The 14,859-nt window shown below is 75.5% G+C and carries 8 protein-coding genes; 4 read left to right on the top strand and 4 right to left on the bottom strand.

Annotated elements, in window-relative coordinates; all coding sequences use genetic code 11:
• Nucleotides 1-24: 24 nt before the first annotated feature.
• The 4 genes from WMF44_RS04740 to WMF44_RS04725 all read right to left on the bottom strand — a co-directional run bounded on the left by WMF44_RS04740 (nt 25) and on the right by WMF44_RS04725 (nt 9,799).
• Entirely contained in the window at nt 25-4,101 is a 4,077-nt protein-coding gene (locus WMF44_RS04740; protein ID WP_437297925.1) for a DnaJ domain-containing protein, read from the bottom strand.
• The gene (locus WMF44_RS04735; RefSeq protein WP_437297924.1) at nt 4,098-6,926 is read right to left on the bottom strand and encodes a protein kinase domain-containing protein; all 2,829 of its coding nucleotides are present in this window, start codon (nt 6,924-6,926) and stop codon (nt 4,098-4,100) included. The genes WMF44_RS04740 and WMF44_RS04735 overlap by 4 nt, the downstream gene beginning before the upstream one ends.
• A 138-nt stretch (nt 6,927-7,064) precedes the next feature.
• A complete protein-coding gene (locus WMF44_RS04730; protein ID WP_437297923.1) occupies nt 7,065-8,021 on the bottom strand; it encodes a 3D domain-containing protein in 957 nt (318 codons plus the stop codon).
• Nucleotides 8,018-9,799: a hypothetical protein gene (locus WMF44_RS04725; protein WP_437297922.1), complete on the bottom strand. Its 1,782-nt coding sequence runs from the start codon at nt 9,797-9,799 to the stop codon at nt 8,018-8,020. Before WMF44_RS04725 ends, WMF44_RS04730 begins: the two co-directional genes overlap by 4 nt.
• A gap of 156 nt (nt 9,800-9,955) precedes the next feature.
• Between WMF44_RS04725 and WMF44_RS04720 the strand changes: the two genes are divergently transcribed.
• The 4 genes from WMF44_RS04720 to WMF44_RS04705 all read left to right on the top strand — a co-directional run bounded on the left by WMF44_RS04720 (nt 9,956) and on the right by WMF44_RS04705 (nt 14,747).
• On the top strand, nt 9,956-11,098 hold the full coding sequence (locus WMF44_RS04720) for an SDR family oxidoreductase (protein WP_437297921.1): 1,143 nt from the start codon (nt 9,956-9,958) through the stop codon (nt 11,096-11,098).
• Nucleotides 11,095-12,519: a GDSL-type esterase/lipase family protein gene (locus WMF44_RS04715; RefSeq protein ID WP_437297920.1), complete on the top strand. Its 1,425-nt coding sequence runs from the start codon at nt 11,095-11,097 to the stop codon at nt 12,517-12,519. The genes WMF44_RS04720 and WMF44_RS04715 overlap by 4 nt, the downstream gene beginning before the upstream one ends.
• A 132-nt stretch (nt 12,520-12,651) precedes the next feature.
• Nucleotides 12,652-14,094 (top strand): serine/threonine-protein kinase, encoded by a 1,443-nt coding sequence (locus tag WMF44_RS04710; RefSeq protein ID WP_437297919.1) that lies wholly within the window; start codon nt 12,652-12,654, stop codon nt 14,092-14,094.
• A complete protein-coding gene (locus tag WMF44_RS04705) occupies nt 14,094-14,747 on the top strand; it encodes a tetratricopeptide repeat protein (RefSeq protein ID WP_437297918.1) in 654 nt (217 codons plus the stop codon). Before WMF44_RS04710 ends, WMF44_RS04705 begins: the two co-directional genes overlap by 1 nt.
• Nucleotides 14,748-14,859 lie beyond the last annotated feature (112 nt).

Genomic DNA, 14,859 nt, shown 5'->3' with positions numbered 1-14,859 from the left:
CTGAGGCGCGCGCGCGTCAGGGCGTCAGCGCTTCCAGAACTTGCCGAGGAGACCGCCCGCGGGCGTCGGATCGCTGGTCGTGCGGCTCCGCATCTCCTGCAGGCGGACCTCGCGGATGGCGTCGAGGTTCTTCGGGTTGAGCTCTGCCGCCAGGCGGAAATCGCCGATCGCCTTGTCGATCCTCCCCGAGCGCTTGAGGAGCATGCCGCGGTAGAAGAGCGCCCGCTCGTAGCGAGGCTCCTTCTCCAGGACGGCATCCAGCGTCTGGATCAGATCGTCGTAGTGCGCGCTCGTGGCCCCCTCCGCGAGCACGGGCGGATCGCCGCGCCGCTGCGCCTGGATCCAGACGAACAACGTCATGTACTCGGGCTGCTCCGGGTCGGCGTTGAGCGCGCGCCGCGCGCGGGCCTCGGCGCCGGCGAGGTCGTTCTTCTTGAGCAGGATCTCGGCCTTCTGAAACTCGAGCGCGGCGTCGACGGCGCGGGCGATCCGCTGCTCGTCCTCGGCGGGGGGCGGGGCCTCCTTCGGCGCGCTCTGGTACTCGGCGCGCCGCTTCGGATCGCTCAGCGTCTGGTAGGCCTCGCTGATGCGGGCGAACACGCGCGCGACGAGCGGCTTGACGTCCTGGAGCTCCGCCGGCGTCCGGTCGGGGTGCCACCGCTTGGCGAGCGCGAAATAGGCGCTCTGCACGCGCTCCGGAGGGGCGTCCTCCGCGACGCCGAGCATCTCGAAGAAGCCCTCGCCGTCGATCGACGCGGCGCGCGCCTCGATCTCCGCGCGGCGCGCGGCGAGCTCGGGGTTCGGCGCGGCGCGCGGCAGCGGCGGGAGATCGGGCGCGAGCGCCGCCGGTCCCTGCGGCTTCGCTGGCTCCACGGCGCGCGCCGGCGGCACGGGCGACGGCGCCTCGGCGCGCCCCGCCCCTCGCCCGGCCCTGCCGCCCTCCGAGCCGACCGCCGCCATCTTGACGGTGGGCGCCTGCGGCGCCGCAACGCGGGCGCCGGCGAAGGTCGGCGCAGGAGGCGGCCTCAGCGCCTTGGGATCCACGCCGCGGTAACCGCCGCCCGGATCGCCGCCGGACGCGCGCGGGTCGAAGGGCGCCACCGGGCTCGGCGTCGGCGCGCCGGTCCACGACGCCGCCTCCGGCGCCGCGGCAGGGGGTGGCGCCGTGGAGCGGCGCGGGGCGACCGGGACCCCAGCGCGCCTGCTGGACGGCGCGGCGACGTCGTCGGGCTGCCGCTGCGGTGCGCGGCCAGCGGCCCGCTCCCGGCCGGGCCCGGCGGGACCGCCGACCCCGACAGGGCGCCGGCCCGGCGCGCCGAGATCGAGGTGCCGCGTGATCGCGAGCGCGTAGATCATCAGCCGCACGACGCGCTCCTGCGCGACGCCGGCGGCGAGCAGCTCGGCCAGCGTCATGCGCCGCATCCGCAGGAGATCCACGATGGCCGCCTCGTCGCGATGGAGCTGGAACCGCTTCAGCTCGGCCTCGACGTGGAGCCCGAGCTGCCGGTTCTGGATCCGGTCCAGGGTCGTGTCGATCAGCGGATCGTCGGCGTGGAGCCGGACGCCCGCCATGATCACCGCGAGGGGCTCGCACCCGATGAGCTCCGGACCGCCGTAGGACGACAGCAGGTTCTGGGCGTCGTAGTAGGCGTAACGCGTCGCGGGCGGGAGATCGTAGAGCGCGACGAGCTTGCGCACGAGCTGCTCGCGCAGCACGCCGAACACCGTCTCCCTGTCGAGCAGGCCCCGGGAGACGAGCAGCCGGCCATGCAGCACCCGTCGCTTGGTGATGTCCCGGAGCGTCTCCCGCAGCGTCGCCTCGTCCAGGAGGCCGAGATCGAGGATCACCCGATCGAGCGGGGCGATGATCGTCCCGGTCCAGATCTTGGCCGGCACGCCTTCGCTGAAGAAGATGCCGTGGCGGACGCCGTCGGGGTCGATGAAGCACGTCGTGCCGGTGAGGCGCCGGTCGAGCATGTACACGAGCAGGTGGACGAGCGGCGTGCGCGCGAGCGTGCCCTCCGCGGTCGGCGGGTCGCCCGGCAACGACAGCACGGCGATCGGACCGGCCATCGCCGACGGAGGCAGATCGGACACGGGGTTGCGCTCGCGCCGCTGCGGCGGATCTCCCCAGCCGCGGGTGCGCACCGACGGCGGCCGCGCGCTCTCCTCGGGGACCTCGTCCGGATCGCTGTCTGTCTGCACCGACCACGACTCCTCTCCATGAGCGCCCGGGGCGGGCGAGGTTGGGTTCGCCACCGCGGCGGGCTCCAGATGCGGTGGATCGGGCCAGCGCGCCGTCGTGCGCCCTGACCGCAAGGGCGGAGACAGCCTGCCGGACGGCGCAGGCGGCAGATCCGCGAGCATCCTGGCGTCCGCGCCGTCGTCCGGCAGCCCCCCGAACGTGGCCTCGGGCGGCGAGGCGGGCCCGCGGGCGGCGTCGCTGGCCCGCGGCTGCGTCCTCCGGCTCGGCGGCGCGTTGGTCATCGGCAGCGTGGGCGACGAGGGCCGCGTGATCTGCTGCTGCGGCGGCATGCGCAGGTTGCCGAGCGGCGACGCCGGCGCGTTGCGGATCGGCGGCGACTCCGCCGCGAGCGCCGGCGAGCGGAGCGACACCTGCGGCGCCTCCTGGATCGCCGCGTGGGCGCGCATCGACGCGGCGGCGGGGTCGTCGCTCGTCGCGACGATCCGGCGGATGTGCCGCGGCGGCTCGCCCTGGCGAGGCCGCTCGGCGAGATCGACCTCGAGCGCGCGCGGGATGGGGCCGCCGGCGGCGTCAAGGACCAGCCGGACGCGCGGCTGCGAGTACCGGGCCGGGTGCGCCGGCGTCTGCACGACGAGCGCGACCTCGCCTGTCGATAGCTCCACGAGCGTGCCGGTCGGAAAGATGCCGAGCGCGCCCACGAGCAGCCGCAGCACCGCGCGGTCCGCCGGATCGGCCGCCTCCCGCTCGAGCTTGGCGATGGCCTCGTCGGCGGAGAGCGGCGCCTCGCCCGGGGCCGCGGTCAGGAGGTCGTTGAAGGCGCGGGCGGTCGCGAGGATCCGCGCCTGGAGCGTCGGCTGGCGGAGGCCGCGGTAGACAGGGCCGAGCGCCGGCTGGCGGCGCACCCAGTGCGCCTCGTAAGCCACGACGGTGCGCATCACGCTGGGCTCGTTGACGAGGCCGAGCGCGGTCAGCACGACCGCCGTGCCCGCCGGGACGTCCGCCTCCTGCTGCTCGCTCAGCTGCGGGACGAGCCCGCCCGAGCCGCTCGTCGCGGCGCCCGTGAGGCGCGGCCGGGCGATGTCGAAGAGCAGCGCCGCCATCGAGAGCCGCTGGAGCAGGACGACGTCGCTCGTGATCTGCCGCGCCATCGCGAGGCTCAGGATCGCGGTGTTCACGGCGCGCCCGGCGTCGTCGTGGTTCTGGTTGCGCAGCGCGGTGACGCCCAGGAAGGCCGGCGTCTCGTTCGCGGAGAGGTCGACGAGGCGCTGCGTGATGCGCTTGACGCCCTGCCGCAGGATGTACCGGCCGTGCCGCAGGTCGTCGTAGAACCGGCGGATGATCACGATCGCCGTCGCGTAGGTGCGCACGATCGCGGAGGTCTCGTCGCCCTCGCGATCGATCGCCACCTCGCGGCGGAGCACGGCCTCGTCCACGGCGCGCAGGCGGACGCGCGGCGCCGGGCGGTCGGCGAGCGCCGGCTTGCTGCTGCGGAGGGCCTCGGCGAGCGCGGAGGCGAGGGCGTAGAGATCGCTCGCGCGGACGTCCTTGGCGACGCCGATCTCGGAGTAGCCGCAGCGGCCGAGGACGTCGCCGAGCTCGAGCGCGCCCTCGTAGACGGCGCGGTTCGCCTTGAGGAGCTGCCCGGAGACGAACACCGAGCCGCGGGTGAACAGGATCGAGACGTTGTGACCGGAGCGCTGGCCGAAGTCCTGGACGAGCGAGACCGTCTCCTCGACCTGCCGCACCATGGCCTGGTTGTCGATCGCGTGCAGGGTCGAGAGCTTCACCAGCCGGAAGAGGGCCTGCACCACGCTGGCGGCGAGATCGCGCGCCTGCTCGCGGCGGATGTTCTCCGACACGTTCTGGCTGATGACGTCGACCTGGGGCGCCGTCACGGGACCTCCCCGGCGGTCGAGATCCGCTTGCCGAGGCGCGCGGCGATGGCCTCGGCGGCGGCGCCCGCGGCGTCGCGCAGCGCCTGGCTGTTCCAGGGCCGCCGCTTCGTGGCGGCGAGCGCGGCGTCGAGCGCCTCCTGCGAGCGCGCCTCGCGGCCGAGCAGCTCCGCCGAGAGGCAGCGGGTCTGCTCCGCCGCGTCGTCCGCGAGGAGGCCGTGCCGCTGGAGCAGCTCGACGGCGACCGACTCGCCGCGCGCCGGGTTGAGCGTGTAGAGCGCGCCGAGGAACTCGCGCCGCTCGTCGAGCGTGAGCTGGTGGAACGAGCTGTCCTGCACGCGGCGGACAAGCAGCGGGCCGGCCGCGCGGACCTGGTGGTGCGCCAGCGTGCGGAGCGCCGCGACGCGCACGTCGGGCGGCGCCGACTCGGCGAGCGAGAGCAGCTCGTCCCGGATCTGCTCGGGGCTCGTCGCGAGGTGCGCGATCGCCTCGCAGCGGAGCGCCGCGTTCGCGCACCCGGAGAGCCGCTTCAGCGCGCCCAGGGCGCCCTGCGTCCGCGACGCGGCGAACATCTTGAGGATCGGGCGGGCCACGTCGAGATCCAGCGTCATGAGCGCGTCCACGACCCCCTCCTCGTGCCCGGGCAGCGTCCGCTCGACGTGGCCGAGCAGCGCGCGGCGCAGCGCCTCGTGGCCGGTGTGCCCCACGACCTCCATCGCGACGGGCAGGGTCTCGCTGCCGAGCTTGTGCAGGATGGGCGCGAGCCGCTGCGCGACCAGATCGAGGTCCACGGGGGCGGGCTGCGCCGCGCCGCCGGGGGCGGCCGTCATGACGACGCGCGTCGCCTCGCGGAGGAGCAGCCGCATCGTGTCGGGCGGGAACATCCCCCGGGCGAGCTCCGTCGCGAGCGCGCCCCCCTGCTGCCTGGGCGCGAGCGCTTCGAGGGCCTTCTCGATGGCGTCGTGCATCCCGAAGAGCACCTCGAAGCGGCGCGCGAGGATGAGATCGCGCGCCGAGGCGGCCATCGGCTCGGTCACGAGTTCGACGTCCTTGTACCGCCTGGCGTTCAGGAAGGCGTCGGCCACGACCTCGACGAAGCGCTCGCTCCAGCGGTCCGGGCTCATGACGAGCTGCGTGCCGAGCGCGCGCTGCGCGACCGGGTCGAGCGCGAGCGCGCTCGCGGCGCGGCGCGCGGCCCGCAGCGCGGCGGCGTCGGTGTCGATGACCATCGCCGCCGCCTCGGCGCGGTTCGCCTTCTCCTCGGCGGCGCGCCGGGCCATGCCCTCGAGGTCGTCGGCCTCGTGCCAGAACTGCTCGCGATCGGCCGCGTCCCCCTCGACGAAGACGCTCACCACGTCGTAGCGCACGTGCTCGAGGCGGCGCTCCCACAGGGCGGCCGCGACGTCGTCCTCGGGGGCGAGGTCGCGCAGCGGATCGAGCAGCAGCACCTCGCAGAGGGCGCGCAGCTCGTCCTCCGTGATGCCAGGGAGCAGCTGGACGCGCCGCACGCCGGCCGCGAAGAGGTTGTACGGGACGAGGTCGAGCGGGTGCGACGGCTCCCACACCGTCCGCCGGCGATGCTCGAAGGCGTACGGCGTCAGCGTCCAGTGGACGAGGCTCCCGTCCGCGCGCAGCGCCTCCACGATCGCCTGGAAGGTCGCGCGGAGCTTGTTGTCCGCGTCCGGGTGGGTCCAGCCGTAGTGACGCACCGCCGGGAGCAGCCGCTCCATGCGGCGGAACACCTCGGTGAGCCGCGTGACCGCGGGGTCGTCCGGCTCCGCCTCGCCCGGCTCGTCGCGGGGCGCGGGCTCCTCCGCCGCCCGCATCCCGACGGCCGTGGGCGAGTCGTCCGGCGGGGGGCGCCTCGTGCTCTGCGGCGAGGAGCGGCGGGGCACGGACGCGCCGACCTCCTCGAGGACGCGCAGCACCTCCTGCCGCATCTGCGCGGCCGACTCGAAGCGGCTGCGCTTGTCCCAGGCGAGCGCCTTGTCGACGAGGCCGATGACCGAGGCGGGCAGCTCGGGCGCGATCCGCGCGAGCGACGGCGCCGGCGTCGTCGCCGCGAGGATGAACGCCTCGTTGTCCGAGCGCCCCTGGTGGAGGCGCTGCCCGCTGAGCACGGCGTACAGGGTCGCGCCGATCGAGAAGAGATCCGCCCGCCCGTCGACGCCCTCGGTCAGCCCCATCGCCTGCTCGGGCGCCATGAACGAGGGGGTCCCGAGCGCCGTGCCCGCCTTGGTCTTGTCGCCGGGCGCACCGCGCATCCTCGCCACGCCGAAGTCGAGCAGCTTCACCACGTTGTCCTTCGTGATGAAGATGTTCGCGGGCTTCAGGTCGCGGTGGACGATGCCCTCCGCGTGGAAGCTCTCGAGCGTGAGGAGCACCTCCCCCGCGATCCAGAGCGCCTCGGCGACGGGGAGCTTCCGGCTCTTGCGCTTCCAGAGCTGCTGGACGGTCTCCCCGTCGAGCAGCTCCATCACGAGGAACGGCTCGTCCTGCTCGGTGATGTCGTCGTCGAGGATCGCGACCCGGCCGGGGTGATCGATCTTGTTGGCGACGTAGCCCTCGCGCAGGAACCGCTCGCGGATGCCGACGTCGCGCGCGAACTCGGCGTGCAGGATCTTCAGCGCGGCGCGCGAGCCGTTCCGGTGGTGGGTGGCGGCGTACACGGAGGCCATGCCGCCCACGCCGAGGAGCGAGTCGATCCGCCACTTGTTCTTGACGGTCATCCCGAGGCGGGCGCGCGCCCGCTGCTTCTCGTCCGGCGCGTCCGTGACTTCCGAGGGCGGAGGGATGACGGACTCGGGGAGGACGCCACGTGAAGTCATTCGGCCACCGGAAGGCGGGAAATCGTATCACCTCCGCGCCCGCGCCAGGTTCCGGATTTCACGCGGGAGGGCGGCCGGCCTTACGGTCCCTCGCGCTCCCTCCGCGGGCGCCCCCGGCGACGCCGCGGGAGACCGCGCTCAGGAGGCCCCCCGCGCGGCGAAGATCGCGCGACAGCGCGCGTCGTCGAGCACGGGGCGCACGCCGCGATTCGACGGAAAGAGCGCGTTGAGGCGCGCGGTGACCGCAGGATCGCCGGTGAAGACGTCGATCTGCCGCCCGACGACCTTGATGCCGCGATCCTCGGCGAGGAAGCAGCCGTCGTGTCGGCCCCCGCCCGGGAGCGGCAGCCCGACGAGCTCGGGCACGAAGAGGGACGTGCCGAGCGGAATGACGCTCGAGTCGACCGCGACCGTGCGCAGCGGCGTGATGGGGCGCCCTGTCGCGCCGCGGCCATACGGGAACCGCCGCGGATCGAGCCGCTCGAAGCAGACCTGCTGGCCGGTGCGCGGGCAGACATCGGCGCACGCGCAGCCGCGTCGCGCGAAGCTTACCGTGTCACCCGAAGCGAGCCGGCCGCTGCCCTGGACGCAGACCTGGTCGTGGAACGCGCGCGGGACGCTCGCGAGCGGCGCGCAGGCAGCGCCGTAGAGGACCGCATCCTTCGGCCCTTCGCCCTCGCTCGGGAAGTCGTAGTAGGTGTTCCGGAACATGCCGGGTGCGAGCCCCTGCGCGGCCTGTGGCGCCGGCGCTGGCGCCGGCGTTGCGCGCGCGGGCCGGCCGTGCTCGCGCACGAGGATCACGGGGTCGCCCTGCGCTGAAGCCGCGCCCGCGGCGCCGCCCGGATCGGCCTGCGCCGCGCCGGGCGCTTCGCCGGGCGCGCCGTCGACAGCGGCGCTGGCGCGCCGGTCGCGATCGCCGTCGTCCGGGGAGGGCTCGTGGAGCCAGCCGCCGCCTCCGCGCGCGATCTGCGGCTCGCTCGAGCCGTCGTGGACCCAATCGGCGCCCCCCTTGGTCGCGCACCCCGCGGGGAGCGCGAGCAGGAACGCGTGGATCCCGCCGAGGACGAGCGCTCGCGCGCGTGCCGCGCTCGTCAAAAGGCGCCTCCGAGCCGGGCGAGCTCCCGGATCGCCGTGGCGGCGACGTCGGCGCGCGCCCAGAACGCGGCGGGTGAGCCGGCGCTCTCGGGCGCGGCGCCGGCCGCGATCACCACGGGCGCCGTGTCGCCCGCGCCCGGCTGGCCGAGGCGGCTCGCGACGAGCCGCAGCGGCTCGACCACCAGCGCGAACGCGATGTCCGAGCCGAGCGGCGCCAGCGCGGTCTTCATGGACGGGACCTCGCCGAGGCGCTCTCCCTGGAGCGCGCCGATCACGCTGCGGAGCCCCGCGCCCGGATCGTTGCCCACGGACGCGAAGAGGCCGTCGTCGCGGACCAGGTAGAGCAGCTCGATCGACGACGGCGGAAGCGACGCTCCCTGCGCGGCGGGCCCGCCCTTTCCGCCCTGCGGCCCCTTCCGTGCCGGCGCTCCTCCCGCGCCGGCGGGCGCGCTCGCCGCGGCGGTGCGCTCGAACCGCACCCGCCGCACGTCGCCGTCGAGCAGCGGAAGCGCCGCCTTGCCCGCGGAGACCCGGAGCCCCTCGCGCTGAAGCGCGGCCTTGAACGGCGGGAGCTCCGCGGTCCCGAGGAGATCCTGGATGGAGGCCTCGAGCTTGGCCCGGTCGCCCACGGCGGCGCGCACGAACGCCGTGGGGCCCGCGCCGTCGAAGCGGAGCCCGCCGGCGAACCAGTCGCCGCGCGCGTCCGACGCCGCGCGGATCGCGGCGCCGAGCCGCTCCCGCTCCGCGGCCGGGAGGTCGCCCTCGACGAGCCCGGCGAGGGCGTCGACGAGCCTGGGCACGCTCTCGGCGCGCGTCGCGGCCCGATCGCGGACGAGGATCCCGACGAGCGCGTCGGCGGGCAGCTCGAGCAGCGGCTTCACGTCGCCGACGGCGAGATCGGCCGACGCCTTCGACGCCGGGCCGCCCCCTGCCTTCGGCGTTCCGGAGACGCGCAGGTGCGCGTTCTCGTCCAGCACCAGCGTGAGGCGCGCTCGCTCGAGATCGCCGAGCATCGCGAGCGCGCTCTCGATCATCGGACCGAGCGGCACCGCGGTGGCGCGCGGCGCGCCGTCGGGCCCGCGCGCCTTGTCCCAGGCGCTCCGCGCCGCCTTGAGCACCGGGCCCTCGAGCGCGGCCCTCGGGATCTCGACCGCGAGATCCTCCTTCGGCACCTGCGCTTGCGGCATCGTCCGCGCGACGTAGGGGCCCAGGGAGATCAGGTCGCCCGGCGTCTCCGCGACGAGCAGGTAGTTGCCGAGGACGCCGAGGGCCACCGGGCTCGCGCCCTGGAGCGGCTCGAGCAGCGCGATCGCGGTCGCCGCGTCGGGCTTCGCGCGGAAGCGCGCGCCCTCGCCTCGCGTGAGCTGGTCGACGAAGCGCCCCCCGTCCTTCACGTGGAGGCCGAGCGCGGCCCGCGGGCGCGCCCCATCCGCGGCCTCCACGGCCGCGCCGAGCACCGGCACCCCGCCGTCGATCTCGGACGCGACGGTGATGGGCAGGCCGAGCAGCGACGCCGCGAGGGCGCCGGCGCTGCTCGGGAGGAGCGCCGCCGAGCCGCCGACGAGGGCGCGCGCCTTGGCCCACGTGGCGTCGGGCGTCGGGAGGAACGCCTCGGCGATGAGCCCCGCCGGCGCGGGCACGGGGCTCAGGGCCACGGCGCCGGCGTCGGACGGCGCGCCAGGCGATTTGCAGCCCAGCGCGCCCGCGCTCACACCGAGGACGATGGCCAGGAGCGCCGCAGCGCCGCGGCGCACGGCAGAGGTCGATCGCGCGATCACGACCCGAACGGTAGCGCCTTCCCGCCGCGATCGACCACGAACCTGCAAAATCGCCGCGCGCGCCGTGGCAGCCGCCCCCGTCACCCCCGCGCTGGTCCGAGGCGGCCTCAGCGGAAAGCCGCGGAGCAGGCGCACCGCTGCGGTAAGCTCCAGCCGATGCCTCGCCCCGGCTACGACAGCGTGGTGCTCATCACCGGCTTCCCCAAGTTCATCGCGCGGAAGATGCTGCAGCACATCCTCGCGTCGGAGCCGCGCACGCTCGTGGTCGCCGTCGTGCTCGCGAAGTCGTCGGCGCAGGCCAGCGCGGAGCGGGACGCGCTCCCGGCGGCGGACCGCGAGCGCCTCGTGCTGCTCGAGGGGGACGTCGCGGCGATGGATCTCGGGCTGTCGGGCGCCGAGTTCCGGCAGCTGGCCCGCGAGGTCGACCGGATCCACCACCTCGCGCACGTGGGCCACGCCGGGGCCGACCCTCGCACCGCCCACGCCGTGAACGTCGTCGGGACGGCCGAGGTGATCGAGCTCGCCCGCGCCTGCACCTCGCTCCAGTGCCTCGTCCATCAATCGAGCGCGTTCGTCGCGGGGGACCGGACGGGGATGGTGTACGAGGACGATCTCGAGGCCGGCCAGGCGTTCCGCAACCCCGTGGAGGAGACGCGGATGCGCGCGGAGGTGCTCGTGCGGCGGGCGATGCGCCACGTGCCGGCGGCGGTCGTCCGGCCGACCACCGTGGTGGGCGACGCGACGACCGGGGAGATCGACCGGCTCGACGGCCTGTACCTCCTGGTGCTGCTCATCATGGCAGCGCCGGCCGACATGGCGATCCCGATGCCCGGCCGCGGCGACGTGCCGCTCAACATCGTCCCGATCGATCACGTCGTCCGCGCGACGCACGCGATCGGCCTGAGCCGCCTCGCGCCGGGTCGCACGCTCCACGTCACCGATCCGCACCCGCTGTCGGCGCGGCGGGTCTTCGATCTCATCGCGCGGGCGAGCGGCCGCCGCGCCGCACGCGGTCACATCCCGTCGAACCTCGCCAAGGCGCTGCTCCGTACGCCCGGGATCGAGCGCTTCGTCCGCAGCCCGCGCGCGTTCGTCGAGCAGCTGATGACCCCGGTGCGCTACGACGCCCGGAACGCGGATCTCGTGCTCACGGCCGCGGGGATCGCGTGCCCGCCCTTCGAGTCGTACGTCGACGTGCTCGTCGGCGCCGTCCAGGAGCGCGTCCGCGAGCGGCGCGAGCGCCAGGAGATCGAGGTCGGCGCGGACGCCGAGCCCGACATCGAGGATCCGCTGTCGTGAGGGGCGCAGCCCGCCCCGCAGCCCGCGCGGAGATCCCGGAGCGCCGCGCGGCGTCCTGCCGCGCCCCGCGGCGGCGAGCGCCGGCGCGGCCCCCCTCCGCCGCGTCGCGGCGCGCCGTCGCGGCGCTGCTCGCGGCGCTTCTCGAGGCCGCGGCGCTCGGCTGCAGCGCGACGCGCGAGCACGTCGCGCCGCCCGCGCCCGAGGTGGGATCCGCGCCGCCCGCGCCTTCGCCCCCGCCGCGCCTCGCAGAGGCCCCCGCCCCGGAAGCGGCCGCGCCGAGCCCCGCGGAGGCCGCGCCGGCGCGCCCGCCAGAGCTGGATCTGCTGCGCCCCGAGGACGGGGCTTACGCCCACTTCTTCGCGGCGCTCCGCGCGCTCGAGCAGGGTCGCCGCCGGGATCACGTGCGCATCGCCTGGCTCGGCGACTCGCACGCCGCGGCGGACTTCTGGAGCGGCGCGGTCCGCGCCGCGCTGCAGCGGCGCTTCGGCGACGGCGGGCTCGGCTTCGTGCACCTCGGCTATGCCGCCTACCGCCACAACGGCGCGCGGCTCACGGCCGAGGGCAAGTGGCGGACCCGCCCGAAATCTCCGGGCGGCTCCACGCCGGCCGACGACGGCGTCTTCGGGCTCGGGGGCATCCTCTTCGGCGCGCAGACGGCCCCGGTGCGCGCGGAGATCTCGCTCACCTCGGCGGCGCCTTCCGCGCGGCTGCTCTGGGACGTGTGCTTCCGCCCGAGCGCGCCGACCGACGAGGTCGCGGTGACGATCGAGGGCGGCCCGAGCGAGGTGCTCCGCGCGGCCGCGGGCGAGGCGCCCGGCGCGCTGCAGCACACGCGGCTGGCGAGCGTGGGCGCGGTGAAGCTCGGCGTCGCGCCGTCGGGCGGGGCCGAGCTCTGCGGGCTGGTCGTCGAGCGCGATCCGGAGGCCGGGGCCGGGGTGGTGCTCGACACGCTCGGCATCAACGGCGCCCGCCTGGCGACGCCGCTCCGGTGGAGCGAGCTCGCCTGGGCCGCCGAGCTCGCGCGGCGCTCGCCGGAGCTCGTCGTGATCGAGTACGGCACGAACGAGGCGGGCGACGTGACCACGGATCCGTCCCTCTACGCGAAGCAGCTCGCCGAGCTGCTCGCCCGCGCCCGCAGGGTGGAGCCCGACGTCGACTGCCTGGTGCTCGCGCCGACGGACCGGAGGGACGCGCCGGAGCGCACGCCCGTCGTCCGAGACGTCCTGCGCGACGCCGCGCGGGAGGGCGGCTGCGCGTTCTGGGACACGTACCAGGCGATGGGCGGACGGGGCTCGATCGAGGCCTGGTACCGCGAGCGCCCGCCGCGCGCGTCGCGCGACGGCGTCCACCTGACCTTCCGCGGCTACCAGGAGCTCGGCGTGAAGCTCTCGAGCGACATCCTGGAGCGCTATCGCCCCTGACGAGCGTCGCCACCTCCGGGGTCGGTTCGACGCCGACGGCGGACGGCCGGCCCGGTGGCCTTGCTCGTGCTTTCCGCTGTTGTTGCTCGATCGGCGTGAAGGCTTCTCACGCGCGATGGGCGAAGGGGGCACATGCTTCATGCCGGGGACGTTGCAGGAGGTCGCTTCCGGCTGATCCGGCAGATCGGCGCGGGTGGGATGTCGAGCGTGTGGTGGGCGCGCCATGAGCTCATCGGCCGGGACGTCGCGCTCAAGCTGTCCCCGGCGCTCCGGGACGAGCAGGTCGTCGGGCGCTTCATCCGGGAGGCGAAGATCATCGGCAAGTTCCAGCACCGGAACATCGTCGGCGTCGTCGACGCCGGCGAGCTCCAGGACGAGGGTTACCTGTTCCTGGCCCTGGAGCTCCTGCGGGGCTCGCCGTTCGCTGACCGCCTCCAGCCGAACCGGCCGCTGCCGCCCGAGGAGGTGGTGCCCGTCCTCATCGAGGTGTGCTGCGGGCTCTCGGCCGCCCACGCCGAGGGCGTCGTCCACCGCGACATCAAGCCGGAGAACATCATGATGGCGACGGTCCCCGGCGAGGGGATCGTGCCGAAGATCGTCGACTTCGGCATCAGCCAGCTCACGGGCGCGGGCGACGCCATCACCATCGACGGGCAGCTGCTCGGGACGCCCTCGTACATGAGCCCGGAGCAGGCGCTCGGCAAGCGCACCATCGACGCGCGCGCCGATCTCTGGGCGGTCGGCGTCATGCTCTACGAGGCGCTCAGCGGCGCGCAGCCGTTCACGGGAGGCAACCACCACGCGGTCCTCCGGCGCATCCTCGAGACAGAGCCCGCGCCGCTGCCGAGCTCGATCCGGCCGCGCCTCCGGAAGATCGCCGGCCGGTGTCTCGAGAAGGACCCGGCGCGGCGCTACCCGGACGCGGCCTCGCTGCGCGCGGATCTCCAGGCCGCGCTCGACGATCTCGGCGCGAGCGCGCCCGCGCCGATCGTGATCCTCTCGCCGCCGGCCGCAGGCTCGCGGGCCGAGGAGGTGACGCGAGCCCGCGGCGCGCTCGCCGCGCCCCCGAGGCTCGCCGCCCGCGCCCTCGAGCGGCTCTGGACCCGGGCGCCGCGGGCGCCTCGATGGCGGGAGGCGACGACGATCGGGCGCACGCAGGGCGCCGCCCCGCAAGGCGCCGTTCCTCAGGGCGCGGCGCGCCGCGCGAGGACGATCCTGGCGATCCGGCTCGCGGGCGCCGCGGCGCTCGCGGCGGCGCTCGGCTCGGCCGCGCTGCGGGAGCAGGCGGACGCGGGGCCCGAGAGCGCGGCGCGCGAGAGCCTCCGCCCCGTGCTGGCCACGGCCTTCGCCGACGGCGGCGCCGCCTGGCGGCGCGGCCCGAGCGCGCCCGAGGCGACGAGCAGCGACGCACCGCCACGGAACGCGGCGAGCCGCGGCGGCGCGCCGAGCTCGCCCGAGCGCGCCTCGAGGGACCCCGGCAGCGACGGCGTCTCGTCGGCCTACGAGGACAAGCCCCCGCGCTGGCAAGCGCCGCGCGGGCCATCTCGACCCCGCATCACGAGCCCCGGGTTCTGATGACCAGCGCCGCACCGATCACCGCTCCTCGCCGACGCCGCTGGCGGCGCGCCGCCGCGCTCGGGCTCGTTTGCTGGGCGCTGCTCTCGCCCTCCTGGCTGCACGCGCAGGACGACAGCGCGACGCGCGCGCTGCGGCTTCAGTTCGCGCAGGGGCTGACGCTCGAGATCGCGGGGCGCTGGGCCGACGCGCTGGACAGGTTCGAGGCGATCGCCCGCCGGCGGCCGACGGCGAACGTGACGTACCACATCGGCCTCTGTCACGAGCGGCTCGGCCGGCTGCGCACGGCCGAGCGGACGTACCACAACGCGCGCGCGATCGCAGGCGCAGGCGCGGACGCGAACGCGCGGAAGGCGTCGCCGGGGGTGCTCGCCGAGATCGACGCGCGCCTCGAGGACCTCGAGGGACGGATGCCGAGGATCGTGCTGAACCTCGCCGGCGCGACCGACGGCGTGACCCTGCTGCTCGACGGCGAAGTGGCGCAGCCGTCGCGGGCAATCCGGGTCGATCCGGGCCCCCACGTCGCCGTGGCGCTCCGGCACGGGATCCCCGTCGCCGCGAGCGCCTTCTCGAGCCACGAGCGACGAACCAGGTTCGTGACGCTGACCGTTCACCCCGGTGCGCTCCGCGTGTCCAGCGTGTCGCGCCCCTGAGCTCGCCGACCTGGACGGCCCACACCGAGCTCCCCACACCCGGGCACCTGTGTGTGAACAGAGGGGCCCGCGCCCCTCGCTCCGGACATGATCACGCAGCGGTGGCGCGCCT

It is taken from the genome of Sorangium sp. So ce426, assembly GCF_051475585.1.
Taxonomy (GTDB): Bacteria; Myxococcota_A; Polyangia; order Polyangiales; family Polyangiaceae; genus Sorangium; species Sorangium cellulosum_B.
This window is presented reverse-complemented; position numbering and strand designations above follow the sequence as displayed.